We start from the raw sequence: 25,538 nt of genomic DNA on the forward strand, positions 1-25,538 counted from the left end.
GAATCCTGGTGTGGAACTCGACATCGAAGCGTACGCGCAGGTCATGGCCGAGCTGTCGGCGGCCGGACCGGCGCGCGCCGAGGTGCTCGCGCGACGCGGTCTCGATGAGGACCGATGGGAGGCGCTCGACACCACGTGGCAGGCCCGCCTCTCCGCGGCCCTCGACGAGGCGGAAGACGGCATCTCCCCGCTCCTCTCGGCGTACGCGGCTGCGTACGAGGCCGCGCAGAGCGGGCGCTCTCCGCCGATCTCTCTCGATCAGTTCGCACAGGTAACGCGTTTGATGCAGGGGAGCGGTGACGTGCAAGCGGCCCTCGCCCGCGCAGGCGTGACGATGGCCGAGTACGTCCAGGGTAGCCAGCACTGGAGTCGGCGGATCGTGGAGGATCCCGAGCTGGAGCGCCGGTTCGAAGCGGCGTTGCGCGGGCGCTGAGGGCGGAGCTCTTCGATCACCCTGACAGCGCCGGCGTCAGCGTCTAGGATGGGGCCGATGGGCACGGTGGTGACGATCGAACGCTTTGCGGAGATGCGCGCCGAGATGGACGCGGGGAGGCTGCGTGACGAGGTGCTGGCGCGCACCGGGTTGACGATCGACGACTGGATAGACACGCAGCAGACGTGGCTGGAGAGGATGGGGACGGACCTCGAGCGCGGCCGCTTCGAGCTGACGAACCGATACACGCAGGCTTTTCTCGAGCGGCAGCGCGCCCTCCAGGCGGCTGCCGTTCCTGCTCCGGCGCCTGCCCCCGCGGCTTCACCGCCTCCGTCCGCCACGACGACGCCGTTGCCCCTGAGCGTCGCGCAGCCGCCGCTCCCAGTCGTGGTCGCGCCGGTTCCGCCCATGCCTGCGGCGTCATCCCCCATCGCGACACCGCCCAGCTCGCCGTTTCCCTTCGCGGCCCCACCTCCCCAGGCTTATCTGTCGGCGCCGCCGACGGAGGAGGACGATGTCACTCGGACAGTTCGCGCCTCGCCCTCCGCGGTCGCGCGCGCGGTGCTCCCGTTCGCAAAGGGCCTACTGAGCCCCAACACGGCGAACCAGACCGCGCCGCCTGGCGATCTCGGTGAATGCATGACCCTGCCCATCGATGGAGGAGCGCGTCGCTCTAACGATGCCTTGCCGTTCAAGCACGCGCCCTTGGTCCCGCACCACGTGCCTCCAGGCGTGCATGACGAGCCAGACCTCGATGAGCATGCTGCTTCACAAACCGCCATGCTGGCTCCCGTGTCCTTTGCAGGCAGAGCGCTTCCTTTTTCACCACCAACCGGATCACCCCAGGTGCCACGGCGCTCACCATCGGCCCCCGATCTGCCCGCGCCCCAATCCGGCGCTGGCGTGCTTCCTTTTGTCCAGTGCTCTCCGCCAGCACCACATCCCGAGCCGGCGGCATCAGGCGGAGCAGCAAGCAGCGGTCATTCCGCGGAGATGTTGAAGTATATCCACGGCATATCGCTTGCCCAGTACGCAGAGATCTGCGCCACGGTCACGGCGCTGCCCGATCAGGTCGTCCAGATTCGTAACCACTACAAGATGGATGCGCATGCCTGGACGACGCTCCATGCGGTCTGGCAAGAGCGCTTTCAGCGCGATCCGACGCTCAGGCCGCGCTGGCAGGCGCTGGTCGAGTCAGCTTTATCGCGCCGAAAGCGGTGAACAAGGGTTGCAGAAAGTTCGCTGACGGCGATGCTCACTTGTACTACCTAAAGCGCCTCCACAAGGTTTAGCTCCCGGTGGATCATTTTAGGGACACGCGGACGAGCGCGGCGGTGAAAGCAGGCTCTCAGGCCGAGGCGCGGACTCCCACGCATACACCCCGCCGCGGGCCGCGAACCTCTCGAGGACGAACCCAACCTGCGCCAGCGCCGCCTCGATCCCTACGTCGAGGATCGGGGCGCTCGCGATGTGACGGCCGCCGGAGTTGCCGTAGAAACGGCCCGAGGGATCGATCATGGCGTACGAGTCGGTCATGGCCTCGTTGTTCTCCGCGATGGGAGCCAGCGCCTCTGCCTCGAGGTGGCGGTGGTGCGCCACGAACGCGCGGAACTGGTCGCCGTCGATCAGGAGCTCCTCGACGGAGCCGTCGTTCTGCCCCGCCACAGGCAGCACCTGGAACACCTTCCACCGCGCCGGACGCACGCGCCGGACGAGCTCGGACATGTCCTCCTCCCAGGTGAGCCTTGTGACGACGGTGTTGAGCTTGATGCGCACGCCCCGCCTCCGCGCCTCATCGACCAGGGCCAGAGTCTTCTGTACATAGTCCCCTGAGCCTCGCCCCAGCGCGGCCTGCACCTCCTCCCTCGCCGAGTCGATCGAGAACCCCAGCCAGTCGAGGTCGGAGGCTTGGCCCTCGAGAATGTTCGCCAGGCGGGCGCCGTTCGTGACGGCGCAGGTCACGAAGCCGAGGCGGCGCACCTCGGCCAGGATCTCGCCGAAGCGCGGGTGGAGCGTCGGCTTCCCGCCGGCGAAGGTCAGCTTCTCGCATCCGGCATTGCACAGGAAGCGCAGCAGCCGGAGGGCGTCTGCGACCGCGAGGCTCTCGTGGACATGTCGGAAGGTGGCGAAGCAGAAGCCGCAGCGCAGGTTGCAGGGCTTGTCGAGGTGGTAGTTGACAGCGACGATCTTCATCGGTGGCTCCTCGGCAGGCCCGGCGGATCGCTCCGGGCACGCCGATAGCCCCGTTCACGTGGAAGTTTCCCCGCTTGCTGGCGCCTCCAGCAGGAGGACCCCCGCGATCGCCGCGGCCTGCTCGAGCGCCTCGCGCAGGGTGGTCCCAGTCCGCGCGCCAACGAGCGCGAGGAGCAGCACCGGCGCCTCGTCGGCCTCGAGCATCCAGGTCCGCTCCGGGAGCGACCCGTCGTGACCCTTGCACCGGTAGCGGACGTCAATCGCAGCTTTGACCGGGGCGATCTGCCCCCACACCGGTCGCAGCACCTCGCCGGCCTGCCGCTCGTCTGCCGGGCCGAGCCCGGGGTTGACCAGGGTTTTCAGCTGCGCGTCAGGAAAATCTAGCGAGAGCTCGACGTCGAGCGGCGTGCGCGCGCGGCGGGAGGGCGCCGTGACCTGCCGCATCGCACGGGCGAGCCATGCTCTTCCGCGGACCGCACCGGCGATCGCATCGAGACGCCGCCTTCGCGCGACCGCCGCACGCCACGCCTCGGCGCTGCCGGGCTGCATCACCAGGCCCTCCCATGCACGCTCATCGGCGGCCTCGGACAGGCCGAGGACCAGCGCGTCCAGGGTGCCGGCATCCGGAAGATGGCTCATGTGTATTCCTCCTGGTCCGCCCCGCTGCGCACCTCGTCCATGCGCGCGCGGAGCGCGACGTCGTCCTCGATCTCCAAGGCGTGCAACGTCGTCGGGCTGAGCGATTTCCGGGTGAGCGCCGAGGTGAGCAGGCCGCGCACCGTGTCGATGTCGGCGCGCGCCCGATGGAGGCAGCGGTGCAGGAACGAGCCTGCGCCCTGCTCTCACTCTTCCTTCACCACGACGTAGCTCTCCCGCGTCGTCCGCGCCGCTCGCCGCCTGTCGAATGCGATAAAGTCGAGACCGCGCTCAAGCAGCACTACGAAACGCGAACCGTCCTCCCGCGTGCCCGTAATGGCCCGCTGGTGGACGCGCGCCAGCGGGTCGCTCGGCAGCACCAGCGGTCTCCATCCCGAGTTCCCCGCGACGCGTGCAATCCGCGCCTTTTGCTCGACGGCGCTCAGCGTCCGGTGATGCCCGTGCCCCTGGTTCTCCCTCTCGGGAATGGGCGCGTAGGTTTCGACCTCCAGGCTCTGGCAGCTACGCGCCCGGAAGAACGCCGCTGCCTCTTCGAGCAGCGTCAGCTGCCAGTCGGTCTGCAGGTAAGGATCGACGATCCGAAGCGCGCGGATGGGTCGATGGTTGAGTGCTTCACCCGAGGCATTGACGAACCAGCGGGCGAAGGTCGCGTCCGCGCCCTGCCTGCGCGCGGGCACGTTGTGGACGATGATGGTCGGGGCCGCCTCGTCCGGCTCGAAGTCCGATGCGGTGCACACCCGCGCGGCAGCGACAAGCGCCGCCACGCGCTCCCGGGCTGCCTGCCCGGCCGCGCGTCCCACGGCGCGGAACACCCGGCATTTCTCGCGCAGCCACCCAGGGCCGAGCGCGTCCGCGTCATGCGCTTGCTCCACGAGGAACACGTCTTCGGAATCGGGCGCACCGGACGACAGCTTCCAGGCAAAATCCGCTGCGGCGCTCGGCGACACCTTCCGCACTTCCACCTTGCCCATCTCGATCGCCAGCCGCAGCCGGAGTGCCGTGATTCGCTCTTCGTCCGAGTTCGGATCCGGCAGGCGACCGAGCACCACACGTGCGCGCCCTGGGCCGTCGGCGTGCCGCACAATCCAGCGCAGCCAGCCATCGTCCGCCATCGCCTGCCGGCCGACGCCGGGCGCCACGACGGTGATCTCCGCAGTCGGCAGCCGCGCAAGACGCTCCCGGACCTCGACGCCGCCCCGGAACACCGGCTCGACCGGAAGCCCGTCTCGCTCAGCCCGCTTCTCCAGGAGCGCCCAGCCGGGATCGAGACGGTCGAGCAGCTTACGGCGCCGCAGGAGCGGCTCGTAACGCTGCGTCTCGAACGCGAGCAGGCACCGGTGACATGCCGTCGTGCAAGCAGGGTTTGAGCACCGCAGCCGCTGTCGCGCCGTGTTCATCAGCTCCTGCCAGCGCTCCCGCAGCGCCCGGCAGTGGCCCACCCCGCCGGCCACCTGATCGTACAGGATGACGTCGTACACGAAGCCTTGACCGACACCACGCGGCGAGAGCAACCCGCTGACCTCGCGCGAATCGACCCCCAGCACCTCGCCCGCTGCGAGCTGGAGCGCCACCATCCACGTCGTGGCGAGGCGCAGCCCATCCTCCCCGCCGGGGAGCGCGAGCGCCCCCTTCAGCTCGATCCGGAGCGTCTCCGTGCGCAGGTCGCCGGCGAGCACCATGTGGCGCCAATAGTTCCCCTTGTTTTCGCAGCGCCCCTTGCCACGTAGGCGTTGATGCTGCTCGAGCGCCTTGGGCAGCGGATCGACTTTGTTGCCCTTCTTGTCGGTCCCTGGCAGCTCCGTCTCGGGCTCGGCGCGGCCGCAGAGATAGCAGATGGCGTAGCCGTATCCCTGCCGCTGCGCGCCCACCGCGGCCGAGCTCGCGCTCGCTCCGCTTCGGTCCGATTCCACGAGCGACCCCTCGGTGCGCACCAGGATCGACCCCTCCTCGTCGTACGCCAGCGCAAGACCGGCGCTCACCTCTGCCGTCGGGCCTCCTTCGCGGGTTGCGTAGACGGCCTCCGTCACCGGGCGCAGGGCGGTCCTGGCCCCGCCGGCCCAGCGTTGCGGCCGCCGCCCCCACTGCACGGCGAACCCTAGCTTCGGCTGGATGACCGGGATCTCCCGCAACCCCGGCTGCTGGCAGGTCTTGCACGCCTTCTCCAGGCCACCTTGGTTGCGAGCGAAGTGGAACTGTCCGCAGTTCGGGCACAGGCCGATGACCCGCTGCGCGATCACGCCGGGCGCGTCCGTACCGGTCCAGTGCCGGAGGAGACCGCGGGAGACGTGCACGTGCTTGCCCGCGATGACTTCGGCGCCCGGCGCGTACTCGCTCAGCGCGAGCGCCACGTCGCGCTCGAGGCGGAGGCGCGGCTGCGAGGATGACCGGCTCTCCCCGCGGCTCTCCTCCCAGCGCTCGACGAGAGGCACCACCTGCACCGGGAACCCGTACCGCGGCAGGAACTGCGCGACGGCGAGATAACTGAGCAACGACTCGCTCGCCAAGTCGTCCCGCTGGTACTCCAGCGCGCGAATCATCCCGCGATCCTGCGCCGCCTCCGGCTTGGCGCGCTCGGCGTCGAGCTGCATGTTCAGGACGCGAAGCTGGTGGCGCACTTCAGCGGCGATCTTCTCGATGTGCGTCCAGCAGCGGTCGGTGATGTCGTCCATCGACATGCTCGCCAGCGCGGTGCGCGCCGTCAGCGCCCGCACCTCCGCGACGAGCGCAGTGTCGGCGACCGCCATGTCCACCAGCCAGGCGACGAACGCGTGACACATCGTCTCCTGCTTGACGTCCACCCCGAGCGTCTTCCCGATCTGATCGCCGACCGCGGCGTCGAGGTGCTCGACCGCGGCGATGGCGTCCTCGAAGAACGCCTTCACCGAGCCGAAGACGGTGAGCGGATTCTGAGCGCTCACGCCGGCGTCGAAGCGCTGGAAGAACCGCGCCAGAAGGTGCGCGTACACGTGGCGCCGGCAGATCCGGGGGCTGTCGAGCTTGACCGCGGGGGGCGTGATCGGGAGCTTGAAGGGGCGCTCCGGATCGGCGAAGGCCGCCTGATCGAACGGCCGCGGTCGCGCGAAGGTCAGCACCAGCGCCGTGCCCTCCGCGCGGCGGCCGGCGCGGCCAGCGCGCTGCAGGTAGTTCGACGGACCGGGCGGCACGTTGGTGAGGAACGTGGCGCTGAGACCGCCGATGTCGACGCCGAGCTCCATCGTGGTCGAGCACACGAGCGCGTTGCGCTCGCCCTCCTTGAAGCGAGCCTCGCTCTGCTCCAGGTCCTCCGGGAGGATCTGGGCGGTGTGTTCCTCGGAGTTCAGCCCGAGGAGCTCCGTCCGGCCCTCGCCCACCGCACGCGCCACGATCCGGTCCCGCTCATCGAGCTCCTGCCCCGGCGGGATGCGGGCGAGCGTGCCCTCGCAGTGAGTTGTCGGGCAGACGTCTGCCACCGCGTGCGCCCACGAGGTCCGGCACAGGCCACAGCGGTAGAGCGGCCCCGCGCTCGATCGCCGGAAGCGGAGCAGGTGGAACACGATCTCCAAGCGCCCCGCCTCGTCCCGGCGCCGAATGGGCGACACCGACTGAGATTGCTGCTGCCCCATGGGCGCGACGCGGTCGAGCGCGTCCCAGACCTCTTCGAGGACCAGCACCGGCGTCACGGCAGCGGGCGCGCCCACCTGCGCCAGCACTCGCGCCACGTAAGCCAGCCGGCGGCTCTCGTTCGCGGTCACCCCGGCGCCGGATGGCATGAGCGGGACCGGCGTCTTCTCCCACGTGCCGTCGGCCGCGTCGTCGTTGGTGTCTGCGTCGGCCTTGCCCTTCCGATGCTCCTTGACCATCGGGCGGTCGATGAGGCGGCGCGGGAGAAAGTCATCATGGATCCCGACGCGATGGACCGTGCATGCGCCATCGGCGCGCATCGTGTCCAGCAGGGTGGCAACGAGCGCGCTCCACACCTCGTCGGGGAACAGCCGGCGCACGTCCGGATGCTTGGGCGCGGGAAAAGCGATCCCGTAATCGACCACCACGACGCCGTTCGCCTCCAGGTTGCCGAGCCGTCCAGGGCGGCGCGAGAGCTCGCGGGCAACGAGCATGCGAGCCAGATCCAGCGCGCTGGCGGCGTCGTGGTTGCTGAGCTCTCGGAGGTCTGCGTGGTCGCGTATGGCCGAAGCCAAGCATTCGAAGTCGACGCCCTCGGCGGCGGCGGCAGCGCGGGCCTCAGCAAGCTTGACCTTGAGGCGGGCCACCTCCTCGAAGTCGTCACGCTCCACGGCGGCCACGATGTCCCGCTGGAGGCCAGAGGCGCGGCCCGATTCCCCCCGGCCGGCGCAAGCGTCGAGCGCTTCGACGAGGATCCGGCGGGCGAGCAGCGTATCATGCGACTCCTCCACCTTCGCCGCCAGCGACGCGGCCACCTGGCGGTTGTCGGCGAACAGCAGGAGGCGTCTCCCCCCACCGCGCAACCAGCGACCGGCGGCGGCGCGGTGTCGCGGGAGCGACGGGTACACCCCATCGATCAACACCTGCAGCGCCGCGTCGGTGCCGACCTGAACGCGCCGGATGACGGGCAGCGCAGGTCGCTGGGAGTCGCAGCGGGGGCAAGCCACACCGGCGAGCGTCCGCTCGGGCCCCTTGAAGTTCCCGCCCGGAAATCGCCACAGGCGTCGGCCGTCCGCGGCGCCGAGCCGGCAGGGTGCCGAGCTGGTGTCGACCCACCGCTGTTCCGGCGCTCCGTCCGCCGTAGGGAAAGGGCTGCCGTCGTCCCAACGATCCTGGAAGCAGAACAGGGCCACGTCGCTCTTGTCCTCTTTCCGCTTCCCGCCGGAGCCCGCCTGGCCGTGCACCCGCTGCGGCACCAGCGCCGGGAGACCATCATCGCCAGCCCCTTCGAGCCCGAGCACAAACGACTGACCGCAGGATTCGCACACGCGCAGCTCGTAGACGCCGCAGCCGCACCCGCACCGGCCCACCGGCTCGGTGTACAGCGTGCCGAGCGCGCCCCGAAGCACCGCCTCGGGGCACTGGCCATTGAGGCAGGCGTAGACGCCGTGCGGTCCGCGCGCCGTGGCATGGATGCGCACGGGCAGGAGCGGGATCTCACCCGCCGTGCTGCGGGCAAGCGCGAGCACCTCGAGGACGCGGTGGACGGCCCGCCGGCGCTCGCCCAGATCACCGTCCTTGCCGAACAGCGCGTCGGCCAGTCGATCGATGCGGGTGGCGGCGTCGTTCAGATCGCCACGCAGCTTACGTACCCAGGCGAGCGGCTCCAGCGCATCATGGAGCAGGCGCGCGGCCGGGAGGTCATCGCGCGTCCGGAAGCCGGGGCGGAGCACGTCGACCACCTGCTGCGCCCGCTCACGGGAGACCTTCGAGCCGTCGAGCTTGACCTCGACCTCGCCGTCCACCACCTCGTCCACGAGCGTCGCGAAGTCGGTGTCGAGCGCCGCCACCGCGGCGGGCGCGGGGAGGGCCATCTTGACAGGCGAGGTCTTCGCCTGGGGGACGACGCGCCGCCCCTCGATAGGCTCGACGTCGGAAGGGGCCTTGGATAGCAGGCTCGCGGCGAAGGAGCGGAGGCGCTCCCGGCCGTCCGAGATCCCCTGGTGCATCGTCGCCGACGTGGCGATCCCCTGGACCGCGCTCGGCTCCGCGATCCCCCAGCGAAGCCAGGCGCGCCGCATGAGGAGCGTGAGCTCGGCCGCCATCGCGCCGGCGTAGACGTGCGCTTCGTCGATGACGACCATCTCCGGGCGCGCGAGCTGGTCGAAGATGGACGCGTCGGCCGGCCGGACGAGCGCGTACTCCAGCATCGAATAGTTCGTCACCAGGATGTGCGGCGGCTGCTCGCGGAGCTGCTCGCGCGAGATGAGCTCCGCGCGCGGCACGGGCAACCCGAGCTTCTTGAGCTTCCGTTCGGCCACCTTCGTCGTCTCCGGCAGGCGGCTCGTGTACAGGCTGAAGCGGATGGTCGGATGGTCGCCAAGAATCGCCCGCAGCCGATCCATCTGGTTGTTCACCAGCGCGTTCAGGGGATAGAGGAGGAGCACGCGTACGCCGGGTCGCTTCAGGTCCGGATCGCGAAGGAGCTTGTCCAGCGCGGGGAAGAGGAAGCACTCGGTCTTGCCGCTGCCCGTGCCCGACGCGACGACGAGCGATTTCCCCTTCCGGTAGTTCTCGATCGCCTCGACCTGGTGCCGGTAGAGCGGGCGGTCGGCCGGCCATTGCGCCTCGCCGCGCGCGGCCTGGAGCAGCGCCGGGAGATCGCGGTGCACGATCCCTGCTTTCGCCAGCTCGCCGGTCGTCTTCGGGCCGAGGCTGGGCAGCTCGAAGGGAAAGTTCGCCTCCACGACGGGGGGCGCGACGAGCCCGAAGTCCGTGATCGCCTTGTGGACCGCGTCGTCGAGCGTCGGATCGCGGAAGCGAAACGAGGACCGAACGAAGCTCGTCATCTCTGCCAGCGCCCGCTCATTGGCGGCATAGGCGTCCAGTTGATACCCGCTCATCGCTTCACCTCTTCCCCATCGACACGAGCAACCAGGCATCCAGAAGGTCGGGTACGATCTGGTCGAGCACCGCGATGGCGTTCCACGCGTCCTTCCTGATCCGCACGCCCTGCTCACGATACGCCGTCAAAAGTCGCGCCGCCTCGGTCACGCGCAGCTCGGCGTCGACGACCGTGCGGCCGTGGCCGACCGAGAGCTCGCGCTTCGCCTTCGCCTCCGACTCGATCAACGTCGCCGTGACGCTCGGCGCGGCGCCGGGCGTACCGAAGACCCAGGCCCGCGGGAGCGCTTCTAGAAGCTCCTGGCTCGCCCCTTGGCGGAGCTTCAGCAACGCCGCCGCCCGGCGTCCACGCAGACTGTCCTGCGTCGCGATCTCGGTCAGGTCCGACATCCGGAGCGCGAGGCGCCCCTCCCAGTCGCGGGGAAGCTCCATGGGACCACCCTCACCGAGCACCTCCGCCTTCATGGATTCGAGGAGCAGCGGGGCCTCCGGCCGCCCACCCAGCGCCTCCTGATACAGCGTCAGCTCGACGGCGCGCGGCATGGCGCGCGCCTGTTTGGCCGTCTCGATGAGCTCGGTGATCTCGTGGACCTCCTTGCGCCGCAGCGCTCGCGCGAGAGGTCGCCGCTCCGAACGGGTCACGCCGAGCCAGGTGAAGCCGCGACACTCGGTGCGGTACAGATCGAGCCACGCGAACCGGGCGCGCGCGGGGAGCTGCGCCGCCGCGGCGAGCAGGACCCAGGGCGCGCGCGCGGCGATGAGATCGAAGAGGTAGAACCACTCGAGCCCGAAGGCCGCGCGGGCCCGCACCGCGCCCACGAAGCGGTCCAGCCACACCTCGAACGCCGGCGGATCGGTCGTCATGTCCTCCAGCGCGCGGAGAATCTGCGGCTCCTCCTTGGACCACAACCCCTCGTCAAGCGCCGAGAGAGCGCGCGGCGGGACCGCCTCCATGTCGAGGGGTATCTCCACCAGCACGCCGCCCGAATGGCTCCTCACGGGCGAGCGCGCCGCGTCCGCCAGGAACACGATCCACCGGCCGCGCGACGTCGGCAGCGCGCTTGCGGCCGCCGCTGCCTCGAAGCGCTGGGGCCCGACCTTCTCAAGCCCGCAGGCGACGATCGCCGGCTCATCGAACGGCCGCAGGACATCGAAGCAGGCCAGCGCGGGCTTCTCCGGTAAATCGCGTTCGTCAAGCAGCAGCTTGAGTACGAGCTGCCCCGGGCGCGCGACACGCGAGGGGTGGTGCATCCGGGGAACGACTACCTGGAAGCGGTAGGCCGCCGGATCGCCGTCGACGCGGGCGGCGACGACGATCGAGCTCTTGTCTGGCCGGAGTTTCTGCCGCACCACCTCGCGCAGCGGGACCAGCGCGCGCCCGAAGCGATCGGTGCGGCTCGTGACGAGGCGCGCCCCGCCCTCGTCCTCCAGCCACACCTCGCGATCGGGCTCGGAGCGAACCTCCACGCAGGCGTGCGTGAAGACCATGCGCTCCGTGAGGATCGCCGTCCCGTCGAGCGGCGCTTCCTCCCTGGACACGACGTCCTTCCACAAGCGCACGTAGCGTCGCGCGAGCGGCACGCAGGCACGGAGGATCTCCCCCGAGTTGAGCCCCAGCGCCGCCGCGACCTCCTGCGCGTCCGCGGGGGCCTGGACCTCGAAGCGGCCTGGGCCGAGCGCCGTGACCACCCCGTGCCGGCTGGTCACATGGGCCAGGAGCTTCGATCCGAAGACGACCCGCCGCGCCTCGACGAGCTCCACAAAGTGCGACGGGATCACCGTCCAGCGGGCGTGGAAGCTCCGCCCGTCACGCGCCGTGAGGCGCACCCGTACGGTGCCGCACGCGCCTCGGAGCTGCGGGATCCCGCTGAGACGGATACGCCCCGCCGCATCGCGCGTCACCGTCTCAAAGGGCGCGTGCGGCCCGGCGCTTACGACCACGTCGACCCCATCCGGGGCGTCGTTCACGGTCAGATCGGGCAAGCGCTCGAAGGCGCTGGTTGTGCGCGAGAACTGGGACGGCAAGCCGCCTTCGATGCTCACGGAGAGGACCCGCTGCCGGCACTCGAGCACCGTGATCTCGCCTCCCGCGGTGAGCACGCGGACCTCCCCTTCCGTAGCGGCGTCGATCGCCCAGGCGGCGGCTGCTCCCCCGGACAGCTCCGCGACGGTGACGCCTCCCGAGGTCTCCATCACGATCTCTTCGCGCGCCAAGAGGAGGCGGCGCTCGCCGGCGGCGATGATCTCCTGATCCGCGCGGAGCATCCGGCCCTCCCCGTCGAACCACCACAGCGCCTGGTCCGGGAGCACCAGCGTCTCGACGGGCACCACCTGCGCCGCGCCGCCCCTCGCCGCGTAGCGCGCCACTACCATCGCAGTCGGGCTCCCGATGCCGAGGAGCCACTCCAGACGCCCCTTGACAGCGTCATCGCTCTCGAACCGCCTCTCCCCTTCCGACCACGCGATCAAGCGCGCCCCGTGCGTCCCAGGCTCCAGGGCCACGGTCGCATACGTCACGTCCGCGGGGATGCGCCCACGGAGCTCCGGATGCGCCAGATCCAAGCTCGCGCGGAGCTCGATTCGGCGACCTGGTAGCAGGATCGCGCGCAGCTCCAGCGCCGCGCCGAAGGACGCCGCCGGCGCTCCGCGCGGCGACTGCGCCGCGTCTCGGAACGAGGCCAGCATGGCCGCTAGCAAGCGGGGATTCCTCGTCGCCGGCAGCTCGATCCCGTGTTGATCCAGCGCGCACCGGACATCGTCCGCGCTGCCGAGTGAGGTCGGATCCACCCCGCACCGCGCCAGCCGCTCGCGCGTCGCCGCGGCGTCTGCGAGGACGTCTTCCAGCGCCTCGGCGGCCTCGCTCGCGTCGAGCAACTCTCGGAGCCGCCCCTGCGCAAGCAACTTGATACGAGCCACGGCGAAGCGCCGGGCGGCCATGCCGTCCTGGCCTGCGAGCGCCTCCCAGCCGATCTCCCGGCCCAGCGCCCCCACCAGCTCGGGGAGGTTGCCGATGTGCACGGGGAGCCCGCCTTCCCGGAGCAACGTCGCGAGAAAGCGCCTGCGGCCCTGGCGCGTCACGACCTGCCGATCGAAAGCGCGCAGGGCGTCGACCACGGCCTCGTACAGCTCGGAATACCTCGGCGCCTCCTCGGCGCTCACCCCGATCGAGCCGAGGATGGGCCGCCACTCCAGCGCGTGCCCCTCCTGGCACAGGAACTCGGCGGCGTAGACCACGAACATGCGGGCGCGGTCCGGTGCCCGCAACGCCGCGATCCCCGTGCTTCGGACTCCTTCCGCAAGCTCCTCCCGCAGTGCGGAGAGCTCGGCCGCCGACATGTTGAGCGTGAAGAGCGGGCGCCCGCCGTGGTGCCGGCGCAGCGCAGCGTTCACCGTCTGTCCTCGCACGCTCACCAACGCACCTCGCACAGGAAGTACCGGACCGCGGTTCGCTTCATCGAGACTTCCCCTTCTCATCGGACTTGGGCACGTGGATAACTTTGCGAAGTGGTCAACCTTCCCCCCACGACGACGCGAGCCTCATCCTCGCGCCAAGGCGCGCTCATGTAAACGCCGCCCCGGAAGCAGCTCCAGAACAGATCCGCGTACATCACCTACGGCGTCAGCGGCGAGCACCAGCGACGGCGTAGGTCCCTCCGCCACCATGGAGGGAGATGTCCGTCGGCCCAGCTCTCGCTCCGGCGCGTGCCGCCTGCCGCTGCGCGGCGCTGGGCCCCTCATCCCGTCTACCAGGCACCCGCACAATCATGTACGCTGACGCCTTCCGTCCGTAGGCAGCGCCCGTCGGGAAGCCGGAAGAGCTCCCAGAGGGTTCCATGATACGAAGCGCAGCTTCTTCTCGAGGAGCGGCGCTATCGCCCAGCTCGAGCAACGCACGCGATGACGACTCACTATCTTCAGCTGACCGGAAACGCCGTCCGCAGAGAGCCAGAGTTCCGCGGGCCCCAGGGCCTCCGCTCCGGCCAGCACGTCTTCGACGAGCTGACCCACCGGTGGGCCAAGTCGGGGGGTAAGAACTACGTCATCGTGGCGCGGGGGACGGAGGCACAAGAGCTGGTCTTGTTCTCCGATCTCTGCAGGGCTACGGCGAGGATCTCACCGCGCGGTGATGCGCTGCTCATCACGGACCTCCTCGCGCCCGTTCCGGCCCCGCCAGAGGCCGTCCGCTTCCAGGCGTCGTTCAAGTCCGTCGCTCCGAATGCAGGCCCACCGCCCGCTGATCAGCTCGACGGCTTGCTGCTCCTCCTCGCCGCGCCGGCTGCGCGCGTCGCGTCCACGTCGCTGCATACGAAGCCTGTCGCGCCTCCGCCGCCGAAGCCGGAGACGCCCACGCTCCCTCCGCTCCGCCACATTGCCGACGAGGATCTCCTCGTGACCGCGCAGCCCTCCGGCGATGCGTCACTGCATGCGAAGCCTGTCGCGCCTCCGCCGCCGAAGCCGGAGACGCCCACGCTCCCTCCGCGCCGTCGCATCGCCAACGAGGATCTCCTCGTGACCGCGCAGGCCCTCGGCGAGGACGTGAGGCGCCGGCTGTCGGGGGTGCCCCCCGCCACGCGGAGGCGCTTCTTGCCACGGAAGTCCCCCCCTGTAACGGACGTCCTCACGATCGCTCGAGAGTTCCTGAACACGCACGGCGTCCGGACGCGCGCGTTTCTGCCCGAAAAGCTCCGGCCACTCGTGGCTGGCCCTCTGCCTGGTGATGTCGAGATAGACGAGCGCGTGCACCAGGCCCTGCGGCGCGCGCTCGGCGTGCCGCTGCTGAACACCGCGTGCAACCCCGCATCGTTCGGCAACCAGAAGCTCCAAGCGTTCCTCGCAGCGCTCTCTCAGCTGCCATTATTCGACGACGATCGCGCGCAGATCTGGCTGGCCATGGCGAGGGGGGTCGGAGCTCGGGACCGACTGGTCGAGCTCGAGGAGAGCGCGAAGGACCTGAGCCACGCGGCCACCGGCCCAGAGGCTGCCTTCGCCTGGCGTCGCGCGGTTCTTACGTGGCTACGCGAAGGCCTCGACGATCTGACCGATGATGACGCGTTCCTGGCGTCACACGTGAAGCACCTGCTGGCCGCGGAGCACGACGCGAACTCCGCCGCAGTCCTCCTCCGCTGGAAGGACTACCGTGCACCGACATCGAAGCGCCGTGCCGCCGCGTCGGTGCTCGCGCCGTCGGGGGAGATGCCGACGGATACCGCGCCGCGTTCGCGACCGGGGCCTGTGACGAGCCTTGCCACCGTCCTGTCCACGCCGCCCATCGGGCCGCTGACCGTCAGGATTAAGGCGAAGGGTAGCGAGGCCGCGCAGGAAATTGGCGAAGCTGCACCATACGCTCGCGAAACTGCGCTGGGCGCCGGCGAGGAGGAACTTGGCACTGGCGTGGATGCCGTGCATGCCACCAAGGACTCGCCAGGCACCGGCGAGGCTGCGCAGGAGGCAGGCGAGGCTGCGCAGGGGGCAGGCGAGGCTGCGCAGGGTGTCCGTCAGTCCACGCAGCGGGTCGATGCCAACAGCAACCTGCCGCCCGGCGTGCCAAATTCTTCGGAGCCGCGCGTGGGCGAGACGCAGTCACTGCCACCGTGTGTCCGCACCCTGCTGGACGCGGCGCGTGCGCGCCTTTGTTTGGACGTGAACGAGGTACTCCGCACGCTCGATTTCCTACGCGAAGCCGAGGAAGGGTGGATCGGGGTGCCCCTCGACCCGGCGCGTCCACTCCAGGTGGCAGCCGCGCTGAGCCAGGCCATCGTCGCCCTCAACGCCCAGCTCGCACGGCTGCCAGAGCAGAACGAGGTCGCCGTCGTCGCGACGTCGGTCGACGAGATCGCAACCTGGCTCGGTACCAGCATCGAAGCCCCAATTGACGACAGGCTCGTGGGTCTGCTCGGCCGGCCGGAGAGCCTCGACCAGCTCCAGCGCGCGCGCGCCCTCGCGACCCGCATCGAGTCACTGCTCCCCGACTGGGTATGGCAAGGGGTGACGGACCGCGCCGCGCGCGCCAGCCAACTCATTGATGCCGGTGCTTTTCGCGACGAGGTGCAGGCCTGCCTGCGCTGGGTGGAGGAACTCCCGGCGGCGGAGCAGGAGCACGTCCGCGATCTCCCCGACCTGGGTGCCGGCACGCTCGCGGAGCGACTCGGGCGGGCGTTTGAAGAGCGGGCCGCACGGAACGAACGTGAGGGCCGATTCATGCAGATCGCAGAGATCACCACCGACCAGGATCGTGCCCGCCTCGCGGCCGGGTGGCCTGACACCGAGGCCGAGGTCCTCCAGCGAGAGGAGATCCTGCAGCGGTTCAGGGAGCTCTCGAGCTGCCTCGGCACGGAGACGCTCGACTCCGTCCGGGAGCACCTGCGAACTGCGTCCCTCGACGACTGCAGCAGCACGCTGCGCGACGTCGACGTGGTCCGCGCCCGGTTCAAGACGATTTCTAACTTTACCTTCCAGCAAATCCGGGAAATCGCCTCGGTTGTCTTGCCCCAGTCTCTTGCCGTGCGCTCGCTCCCCGCGTTCTGGTTCGATCCCCCGCTGTCCTCGAAGAGCGACGGCAGCGCCAGCGCCGCGGTACACCATGCTCGAGGCGTATACAAGCAGATCGATACGCTCGATTACGGGACCGTCTGCTTCCCGGTGCAGGTGCGCTTCAAGTCGCCGCTCCCGGCGGCAATCCAGCTCGGCGTCAAGCTCACGAAGCTGTTCGTGAGCTTCGACACCCCTAAGACCCATGCGTACCGCGAAGAGATCGAGCCGCTCGAGCTCCCGGCGGGAACCATCCAGCACGATTTTGAAATCACGGTGGTCCTCTCCCGACGCTTCGCCGAGGACATGGCGGCGCGCAAGAAGGAGCTGCAAGTATCAATCACGGGCACCGCACCGGACGGCAAGAGCGAGAAGACCACGCTGACCTGGAAGATGCTAGCATTGACAATGCCGGAGCTGCGCGATCCCATCCCCCAGAACGTGGAGCCGGAGGACATGCTGCGCTGCCGGCTCGGCGTCGAGCGCCGCTACGATGCCTTGCTGAGCATCTTGCGCCAGGGCACGTCGTCCTTTTTCGTCTACGGCCCCCGAAGATTTGGCAAGACGAGCTTGCTCCGTGGCGTACAGAAGTTCATCGACGCTGGCGACGTCGTCCTACTGAACCGCGTCGCGGCCAGCCAGCGCACGCTGGTAGGCCTGTGGGAGGACATCGCGAGGCAGTTCGAGAACAGGTTCAGCCCCAGGAAAGTATACCGGGAGCTGGAGGATGGGCTCCTGCCCGTGGCGCATGCATACGATTCCGTCCGCGAAGAGGCGGCAGAGCGCGGGATTCGCGCCATCTACGTCCTCGTGGACGAGGCGCAGGCAATGTTCGCGCATTCACGACGCGAGCAGCTCGCGGAGCGGCTCAAGGAGCGGATGGAGGACTCGTGGGCGGTGGTCAAACGCGAAGGGAAGGTGCAACGCGCGGCGGTGCTCTTCGGGTTCGTCGGCCAGGGGCATCTGCCGAAACTGATCAGCACCAACCTGCGCGCCTCGCTCAAGGAATTCCACCGGTTCGAGTTCAGCGATGACGAGATCGTCGACCTGCTCCAGCGCACCACCAGCAGCGATGGCCTGCAGAGCTCCCGCGAGGCGCGCGAGCACCTTGCGAAGCTCTCCGGGAACCTGTTCATCCTCGGCAAGCTCCTGACGGAGATCCTCACGCTCTGCCGGGAATCGCACCGGACTTGGTTCATTCGCGCCGACGTCGACCGGGCGAGCGAGAAGATCGAGACGGATTTCCGCAACGGTGACACGGCAATCTGGGACTGGGTACGTGATCCGCTCAACGAGAGCGACAACCTCAACGACTGGAAGCCGAGCATCGCCTATCCGCTGGCTCTCGCCTGGGCCGGTGCGCGCGCGCAGAGACCAGCCGGAGGGAGCGCCGGCCGCGCCGAAGCCAGAGCGCTGCTCCGCAAGCTCTGCCCCGACGCAGAGCCGCTCGATGAGCGGCTGAACGAAGCGGAGACAGAGCTCGAGAACCTCCGTGTGCTCAACGAGCGCGGCGAGTTCAAGTTGCCGATGTTGGAGCATCTTCTCGCAATTCGTGCGCTCAGCCCGCGCCCGCTCCATGACGATGCCGAGCGTGAAGCCGCGCAGCGCCTGGGGCTTCACCGGGTGCGACGGCCGCCGCGCGTGAGCAGCAGCGACGCCGACGAGGCTCCCGATTTCGAGGGCAGCCAGGCCCGGATCTGGCAAGCAGAATGGAACAACCGCGCTGTCGCGGTGAGGGCGATCTCCCTCCGCGAGACGCGGGCGAGGGCGCGGTTCATCCACGAGGTCGCGCTCCTCCGGAAGATCGGCGAAGCGGGCGACCAGCGGGTTCGGGAGCATCTGCCCCGCATCCTGCAGATGGGCATCGCGGACGATGACCCTCAGCAGGGGCTCGTGCTCTACGAGTGGATCCCGGGCTACCCGCTCCCCGAGGGCAGCATGATGGAGCCCACGGTCGCCGAAGTGGGCCTGCAGATGGCGGAAGTCCTGGCGGTGCTGGAGCGTTCGGGCGTGGTTCACCGCGACATCCGGCCCGCGAATGTCCTCCTCCGCGTCCCGCAGGACGACGATGCTCGCAAGGTAGAGATCAACGTCGTCCTGATCGACTTCGGGCTGGCGCGGGCGGTCGAGCAGCTCCGTGGCGGCCCACGTTCCATCGTCGAAGGCGTGGCGGAGTTCATTCCTCCCGAGGTGCTCAACACGAGCGACTCCTCGGCGTGGTCGACCGCCGGCGACGTGTACTCCACCGGCACCATGCTGCGGAAGCTTCTGAAGGCGGACCTGAGCGCCGCCACGACCTCGTCCGCAGCCTCCCACCAGCTCCAGGCTCTCCTGGGCCGGATGGTGGTACCTCGACCCGACGATCGCCCGACGGCCGGAGAGCTTCGAGAGCGCTTTCGCGCCATCGTGCAGAGCATGAGGGACGAGCACCGCTCGACCGGACTGGCGGATATCGCGGCGGCGCTCAAAAAGCGGATCGTCGGCCTCCCGGACCCGGTGCAACAGGCGGCCCAGGACTCGATGCGGAGCCTGACCTTCATCCGTGCCGGGATGCTCCAAGGCACGCGCCGCTACGCAGCCGTGGCCGCCATGCTCGAGGTCGCCTTCCGGAGGATCGTGAAGGCGCGGCTCCCGCGCGGCTATGACGCCCCCACGAGCGTGTACCTGCGGAGCGCGCGTTCACGGATCGACAATGCGAAACTTCGAGCTCCCGCGTGGCTCGACGACACGCTGATGGACGTCGCGGGCAGGCTGCGCAATGCCGAGCATCACCCCGACGCGTTCAACGAGATCGTCGATCGCGCTCTCCAGCAGCTGGGCAGCACGCTCACGGCGCGGGACGCGGACACCAAGCTTGTCGACTCGCTCGACCACGCCGCGCGACTTCTCGACGAGCTCACGCAGAGTAAGGCGATCGCCCCTTTCATCAAAGAGACCCTCCACACCGGCGCGCCCAACGGCGGCCCGGAGCGCGCATCCTGGATGCGCCATCCTTGAGGCGGAGTGGCTCGGCGATTCAGCTCGTCGAGCAGATCGGCATCCATGAAAGGACAGTAACCTTCACTGGCGCTCTACCCCCCTAGGCTGTCAACCTCTACCTCTTCGCCCACCCCTTCGTTTCTCGGGCCTCGCCATCTCCTTCCCCCCACCCGTCACGGTTAGGCGGCATCCCCGGAGATATCCATCGAAAGGCGCTCCGTTGCTGGGTCGATCGGAGGATCGTTCTACTCGAAGGGTGCGCCGCTGAACGTCAACGCTGGTAATCAACTCAGCGGCCTCGCCGATGCGAACGATCAGTTCGGAACTACGGCGGGTGAACGTGGCCGGCACTGAGCGAAGAAGCTCTATCAGGGTGGCAGGGGACCAGAGCGCGCCCGGTGGGAGGACAAGGGTCCAGTCACCGGTTAGTGGGGTCGGGGTGCCGTATGCGTCGGCGAGGGTGTCAGGCGTGGGGTTGAAGACGGCGCGGTGGCTCGCGACGAGGGCCAGCGAAATCACGTAGGCGCGCACGGCGATGGCGACGTCGGGGCGGGAAGTTGCGAGGCCCAACTCGAACCCGTCCTGGTAACCGTGCCGTCCATCGAGGTTGCCGGTCCACACCAGGGTACGCGCCCCATCGGCGACCATAGCTTTCGCGTGGGTCCGCGGACAGCCTGCCACCGTAACTGCGCCGTCTGGCGCGTCACCGAAGAGCCAGGCACCGGTTTCGCGGCGATCGGAACGGCGGTCGTCGGGAGGAAAAACCGCGAGAATGCGTACCCCGCGAGCAACGGCGGCGCGCAAGGCGACCCCGACGGGGTGATCACGGAGGTCGACCGCGCTGAAGGCGGTGAGGACCAACTCGCGGCGGGCGCTATTGATGAGTTCCAGCGTGACGTGGAGGAGAGAGGCTTCATCTCGGCCGATGGTGGCGACGGCAGCGTCTGGACTGCGGACCACCATCGGTTTCCAGGGAGGACCGGGGGTGGGCCGGAACTCCTTCACATCGAGGTCAGCGGCTGGGGGCGACTGATGGGTGACGCGGTGGAGGAAGACGCGCGCGAAGGCGCGACCGAGCTCTCGCGCGAGCATGGGGTCGCGTACAAGTAAGCCGTTCTCTGGATTCTTCTGGTATGCCGCGTCGGTCGCGTTCGCAGACGTCACGAATGCGACGCGGTCATCGACAACACAAAGTTTTGCGTGCAGGTCGGCTGCGCTGCGGAGCCATGCGCCCGCCTTGGCGAGCGTACGAAGATTCTCAAAGTGCTGCAAACGCCGGTTGCGGTCGATCTGCTCACGCTTTCCGGGCTCATCCTCCTCGGGCTCGCCGATATCCATGGGGAAGCTGCGATCGAGCGCGGTAAGAACGTACACGCCTCCCCGGAGACGCTCGGCCTTACGGGCGAGCGCTTCTGTGACGGCGCGATCGGCAAACAGGAAGCTGGCGAGGAAGACTTTCTCCTCGGCGCCGTTAATCAGATCGAGCAGCGCAGCGCGTAGGGGCGCTTTCGGGTCCGGGCCGGTGGTCGCGAGGTGCGCGATCGGACCTGCCGCGGTCGGACCAGGCAGCGGATTCGACTCGATCCACGCCCGGAGCATGGGCGCCCCCGGGACGAAGAACATGCCCACGAGACGCTCAGGGCCAAGCGTGGCGATACGGGCGGCGTCAATCATGCTGCACCTCTGGGAGGTATGGGGCGACGAGGTCCCGTTCGAGGCGGCCAGCACAGAGAACCCCTCGTAAGGCGGGCTGTGCCCACAGACGCTCATGCACCGTGGTGATGTCGGGCGGTGCCGCGTCGCTCCACGACCAGAACGAGCAGAGCTTTTCCCAGGTCATTGCGAGGGCGCGCGCGAGGCCGGCGCGCAGAGCGTTCGGACGGCGGCTGAGAAAGGTGAAAAGGGCATCATGGGCCGCTTCGGTCGATGTCGGGATCGCCCGCAGGTGAACGCGCGCGAAGAATCCGTCTCCGGGATTGGGTAGAGCCCGCCACACCGGAGCGGGCTCGTCTCCCGGACCGAGAAGCTCGAGGAGCTGCGTGCCCTCAGCAAGGACGGGAAATGGGGGCAGGGCCGCCGGCGAAAGAGGACGCATCCCGGCGTCGTGGAGGATTTTGTCAACATCGCGAGGTGCGCGCAGCCACGAAGGGACAGTGGCAAACGGATCAATGTGAACGAGCGGGCGGAGATCGGTTTCACCGCGCCGGAAGACCGCCGTGTGGAGCCGGTGCGTCAAGGGCTCCATCGGCGCCGTATGCACGGCGATCAAGAGCCACGCTTCCAGGTTCTCTGACGCCAACCGAACCTCGTACGGCGCTCCGAGTGAGCAGCCGAGAAGGCGCCCCTCAATGCGCTCGCCACCCGGAATATCCGTGAGCGTGTCGTCGAGCCCCAGCGCCTCGAAGCGGGCTTGCCGCGAGGCACGAAGGATCGCATCCAGGGCTTGGAGCGGCTTCGGAACCTCCGTGGGAGGCAGCGGAAGGTCACCTCGTGCGCGGGCGTGCGTCGGTCGCGAGAGAACGCTCACCACGATGAGAGGATCCGCGCTCATCAGAAGACGAAGCGAGCGCTGGCGAATGACGACGCGAGCGCCGGCCGCAAGCGCTTCGGCGCCCGCTTCTGTCAGCGAGAGGCCGGGCTCGCGATCGTCGTGTACATGCTCGACCTGGCGCGCGAAGGTAGCCCGCGGGGTGATGCTGCTCGCTCGCAACAGGCCGACCTTCGTGAGGCGCGCGACGATGGGCGGGGACAACTCTGGGCCGAGGCCTAGATATGCCCTGACATCGGCTGCAGTGACCGCGCCAAGCGCCTGAGCGAGCTGCAGGACGGCACGGTCGACTGGCGGAAGCTTCTGTTCCACCGCGAGGTCTACCGACGACAGCTCTACCTCGTAGAGCTTGAGTGCGCGTCCGAGAACCATCGCGGGAGCATCTGGTCGCTTCTCGAGCACGCGTGCGGCAGTGATGAAGTGAGCCGGATCCATCATCACCTCTCGGCGCCGGGTCGTCGGCCGAGCCGCTTGCCCCATGCCTGTTTGTGCTCGCAGTCGGTGAGCAGCTCACGAAGCAGATCGCCCGGCGGACGCTCCTTGTTGCCTCGCCTTGCGAGCGTGGAGGTGTCGCCGATCATGATCCGCTTGTGATGGGCGCGGGTTACGGCGACGTTGAGGCGGTTGAGGTTGTTCACGTGACCCCGGCGGTGCATCGGGTTGCTGCGCGTTCCCGAGAGGATGATCACATGCTTCTCCTGTCCCTGAAAACGGTCCACCAAGCTCACGTGAACGTCAATAAGTCCGCCCGCTGCTGTGCGTTGGTAAGCGGGACCTCGCCACTGCGACTTTCCAGGCCGATACAGCGGAGAGAGCGCGTCGATGAGCTTGCGGGCTTGCGAGAGGTAAAAAGTGACGACGCCGATCTCGAATGGATCGTCCGGGCGGCGCTCGCCGCGGTAGCTCCGCTCAGCCCAGACGATACATCTCTCGACAACTTCGACGGCGATATCGGCCTCCAGAGGATTCACATACTCACCGCTGTCCCACTGGCCATCTCGCGGATACTCGTAGCGATCGTTGGCCTCGGCCCATGCCGTATCGATCCAGATCGCCGGAGCCTCCAGCCCCGGAACGGGCAATCCGAGCTCCTCCGTGTGGCCGGCGGACTTGTAGCCAAGGTTCTGCGGCCCGTAGACGCAACGGCGTGAGAACTCGGCGAGCTGCGGGTGCATGCGGTGCTGACAGTCGAGGCTCACTCTACGCGAGGCGAGGTCCGGGATGCTGCGGATGAGCTCGAAGGCGCTGCGCATGGCGACGTCTTGCATCTCGAGCATCTCCGCGAGGAGGCGCGCGCGCGGATAGAAAGCGGCCTTGTCGGCCAACGTCACATCATCGAGTTCGGCTGGAAGTACCCCTGACTGGCGGTAGGCGTCGGCCAGGTTGCGCCATTGGTCATCAGGGACGGCGGCGAGGCGCGTGATGACGTCCTCCTCTTCTCCTGGGAACGCGGCCGCCAGCAGATCCTCGCGTACTCGCTCCCGGATACGATCGTTGGGATGCATGCGCTGCTCGAAGTGCCTGCGCAGTGTCCACGCGAGCTCCTCGATCTGTTCGTCATCTGCGCCTGCCTCGCCCCGCTCGGCACGTTGAGCGGCGATCGCACGCAGCTCCGCAAGCTCGGCGTATGGAGCGAGCTGGAGGTGGTCGCCGACGATGATCCAGCGGCACGCTCGGGTCGCGGGCACGAGCAACTCGGGGACCGTCGCCTTGCTGGCCTCGTCCATGATGAGCACATTGAAGATCGGCTCTGGTTCGCGGAACGCGGGATCCATGGCGATGCCGATGGGGGTCGCGCAAACGAGGTTCGCGTTCAGCAGAAGCATGTCTCCAAGCTTCGCGTCGTGCTCGATGGCGTCGCGCCACACCCGCTGCGCTGCGACGACGGGATCGGCGAGGTCGGCCCCGTCGAGCGCCGCATCGAGGCTCCCGCGCAACCGCTCGCCCAGTGACGCTCCGCGGTGGTCGACGAGGAAGCGGTGAGCTCGTTCGTCGACGGTATCCGGCCAGCCGATACGCAGCGCAAAAATGCTGGGCTCGTCGCCTATGCGCTGGAGCACGTGGTCGAGGGCTACGTGGGTCGGAGCCACGAGCAGGACGCGCTCTCCGCGAGCGACCAGGTTGCGGATGATCTCGCAGATAACCGTGGTCTTACCGGTGCCCGGCGGTCCATCTATGACGCACAAATCCGGGCTCGCGAGCGCAAGCGCGACCGCGCGGTGCTGCGCGTCGTTCTCTTGTCCCCGGGCACCCAGCCTGGGGAATGAAGCTGCCGCCAGATCGAAGGCCGGCAATTCGTAGGGGCGGAGGAACGCATTGAGCAGTTCCACGTGCGCCGCGTGGCGTCCTTCGGCCAGCGCTTCGAGAGCTTCCAGCATGCGCCGGAGCGGGCCGACCGCGCTGGCGAGCCTTGCGTACCCTTGCTCCGCGATCGGCTCCTCTCGGTCGTCCTCCCCGTGAAGCGTGAGCACGAGCCGTTCGTCGTCGACCTCGGCCACATAAAGGCGGCGCATCCCGCCGCCCAGCCGCGGCAGATCGACCTGTGCGCGCGGCAATGAAAAGGCAAGCGGCCACCCGTCGTCCTCCCCGCGGATCTCGAGCCGGATCGGTTTCTTGGAGACAAGCTCGTACGCTACGCTCGACGACAGCTTCCGAAGCCGATCGTGCAGGGCCTTCAAGTAGCGCTGGTACGGCAAGAGAAACGCGCGGTCTGCCCGCTCGACGGACTCGATCCGACGGGCCAATCTCCTGACCTGCACACGGGCGGCGATGGCCCGGAGGATCCCGTCGCCGTCGAAATTGGAAACGGTCCCATGTCGGAACCGGGCGTAGAGGAGCGGCTCCGGCGGAGAAGGCTCAACGTCGGCGCTCTGGCGGTGAGCCTCGATCACGAGGAAGCCGCCGTTCACAGGGATCAGCACGAAACGCCACGCGGGGGTGGTCAGCACAAGGGCGCATGCGGTCGGTCGCGCTGCCCCACACGCGAATGCTCTCACCGCTTCCCAACCGCCGTCCCCGGGGCGCACACCCGCACGAACGTGCCCGCCGAGCAGCGCGCCCACGTCCACCCCTGGCCCAAGCCTGCCCTGGATGTCGGAGCGCACCTGAAACGGGATCTCGGGCTCGATGCGCAACGTGCCCGCCAGGCCTTCACGCACATGGTTGTCGGTGAGCGCAGGCAGGGCGATCCCATGAGCAGCCGCGTAGCGAGTGATCCGCTGGGTCAGCATGCAGCACCTCCTCCCGAGTGACGCGCGCGCGCCTTCGGCGTCTGACGCGGGCGACCTTCCGATCGCGCCGATGGTCGCCCGGACTTCCGGCGGATGAAGCGAACCGCGCGCCTCCGCCGGTAGCAGGTGATGAGGGCGCCGCCGTCGCCCACCACGATGATCCAGTCGCGCGCAAGTCGTGCCGCTTCCGTGCCGCGCAGGTCTTCCGGGAGCCGCCGCTCCATCACGACAAGGTGGGTGGCTCCCGCCGCGCGGATATCCACGCCGTGGCGAAGGATGAAGTCGCGCACATTGTCGCGGAGATGTCGGTGGGAGGCGCGCTCGAAGTAGTGACGTGTTGGACGCAGGGGGAACGATGCGGTGGATCGAGATGAGTTTTTCATGCTCGACCGTATTGCAGCGGGTGTGCCGAGCATCTTCTCCTCGACCAGGTGCCGGCTTGATCGAGCCGGTGGACCCCTCCGGG

Annotated in this window: 13 protein-coding genes and 1 pseudogene; 4 read left to right on the forward strand and 10 right to left on the reverse strand. The window is 68.7% G+C overall.

The window, feature by feature from the left end:
- Positions 1-10 precede the first annotated feature (10 nt).
- Positions 11-433 carry a hypothetical protein gene (locus tag WMF26_RS24835; RefSeq protein WP_438002329.1) on the forward strand — a complete coding sequence of 141 codons (423 nt, stop codon included), beginning with the start codon at positions 11-13 and terminating at the stop codon, positions 431-433.
- A gap of 57 nt (positions 434-490) precedes the next feature.
- Positions 491-1,654 carry a hypothetical protein gene (locus WMF26_RS24840; RefSeq protein ID WP_438002330.1) on the forward strand — a complete coding sequence of 388 codons (1,164 nt, stop codon included), beginning with the start codon at positions 491-493 and terminating at the stop codon, positions 1,652-1,654.
- A gap of 87 nt (positions 1,655-1,741) precedes the next feature.
- Here the strand turns inward: WMF26_RS24840 and WMF26_RS24845 are convergent, their stop codons facing one another.
- The 4 genes from WMF26_RS24845 to WMF26_RS24860 all read right to left on the reverse strand — a co-directional run bounded on the left by WMF26_RS24845 (position 1,742) and on the right by WMF26_RS24860 (position 8,757).
- The gene (locus WMF26_RS24845; protein WP_438002331.1) at positions 1,742-2,626 is read right to left on the reverse strand and encodes a viperin family antiviral radical SAM protein; all 885 of its coding nucleotides are present in this window, start codon (positions 2,624-2,626) and stop codon (positions 1,742-1,744) included.
- 54 nt (positions 2,627-2,680) lie between these two features.
- Positions 2,681-3,265: a hypothetical protein gene (locus WMF26_RS24850; protein WP_438002332.1), complete on the reverse strand. Its 585-nt coding sequence runs from the start codon at positions 3,263-3,265 to the stop codon at positions 2,681-2,683.
- Positions 3,262-3,405: a hypothetical protein gene (locus WMF26_RS24855; protein ID WP_438002333.1), complete on the reverse strand. Its 144-nt coding sequence runs from the start codon at positions 3,403-3,405 to the stop codon at positions 3,262-3,264. Before WMF26_RS24855 ends, WMF26_RS24850 begins: the two co-directional genes overlap by 4 nt.
- A 63-nt stretch (positions 3,406-3,468) precedes the next feature.
- Positions 3,469-8,757 (reverse strand): helicase-related protein, encoded by a 5,289-nt coding sequence (locus WMF26_RS24860; protein WP_438002442.1) that lies wholly within the window; start codon positions 8,755-8,757, stop codon positions 3,469-3,471.
- A gap of 70 nt (positions 8,758-8,827) precedes the next feature.
- Between WMF26_RS24860 and WMF26_RS24865 the strand changes: the two genes are divergently transcribed.
- Positions 8,828-9,001, forward strand: a complete 174-nt coding sequence (locus tag WMF26_RS24865; protein WP_438002522.1) for a hypothetical protein — start codon at positions 8,828-8,830, stop codon at positions 8,999-9,001.
- Here WMF26_RS24865 and WMF26_RS24870 read toward each other — a convergent pair.
- Together WMF26_RS24870 and WMF26_RS24875 are read right to left on the reverse strand one after the other, a co-directional pair.
- A pseudogene (locus WMF26_RS24870) lies at positions 8,941-9,825 on the reverse strand (DEAD/DEAH box helicase); the annotation flags it as partial. The gene WMF26_RS24865 and the pseudogene WMF26_RS24870 overlap by 61 nt on opposite strands.
- Positions 9,791-13,198, reverse strand: a complete 3,408-nt coding sequence (locus WMF26_RS24875) for a hypothetical protein (RefSeq protein ID WP_438002334.1) — start codon at positions 13,196-13,198, stop codon at positions 9,791-9,793. The pseudogene WMF26_RS24870 and the gene WMF26_RS24875, both read right to left, overlap by 35 nt.
- Before the next feature lie 486 nt (positions 13,199-13,684).
- Between WMF26_RS24875 and WMF26_RS24880 the strand changes: the two genes are divergently transcribed.
- Positions 13,685-19,312 carry a protein kinase domain-containing protein gene (locus WMF26_RS24880; RefSeq protein WP_438002335.1) on the forward strand — a complete coding sequence of 1,876 codons (5,628 nt, stop codon included), beginning with the start codon at positions 13,685-13,687 and terminating at the stop codon, positions 19,310-19,312.
- A gap of 90 nt (positions 19,313-19,402) precedes the next feature.
- Here WMF26_RS24880 and WMF26_RS24885 read toward each other — a convergent pair whose 3' ends face one another.
- From WMF26_RS24885 to WMF26_RS24900, 4 genes are read right to left on the reverse strand one after another with little or no spacing between them, the layout of a single operon-like run.
- Positions 19,403-20,968: a phospholipase D-like domain-containing protein gene (locus tag WMF26_RS24885; RefSeq protein ID WP_438002336.1), complete on the reverse strand. Its 1,566-nt coding sequence runs from the start codon at positions 20,966-20,968 to the stop codon at positions 19,403-19,405.
- Positions 20,961-22,280 carry a hypothetical protein gene (locus tag WMF26_RS24890; protein WP_438002337.1) on the reverse strand — a complete coding sequence of 440 codons (1,320 nt, stop codon included), beginning with the start codon at positions 22,278-22,280 and terminating at the stop codon, positions 20,961-20,963. Before WMF26_RS24890 ends, WMF26_RS24885 begins: the two co-directional genes overlap by 8 nt.
- Positions 22,280-25,072, reverse strand: coding sequence for an AAA domain-containing protein (locus tag WMF26_RS24895; protein WP_438002338.1), 2,793 nt, complete (start codon positions 25,070-25,072; stop codon positions 22,280-22,282). The genes WMF26_RS24890 and WMF26_RS24895 overlap by 1 nt, the downstream gene beginning before the upstream one ends.
- Positions 25,066-25,455 (reverse strand): hypothetical protein, encoded by a 390-nt coding sequence (locus tag WMF26_RS24900; RefSeq protein WP_438002339.1) that lies wholly within the window; start codon positions 25,453-25,455, stop codon positions 25,066-25,068. The genes WMF26_RS24895 and WMF26_RS24900 overlap by 7 nt, the downstream gene beginning before the upstream one ends.
- Between the last annotated feature and the right edge of the window lie 83 nt (positions 25,456-25,538).

The sequence above is a fragment of the Sorangium sp. So ce185 genome (assembly GCF_051526825.1).
Classification (GTDB): domain Bacteria; phylum Myxococcota_A; class Polyangia; order Polyangiales; family Polyangiaceae; genus Sorangium; species Sorangium cellulosum_D.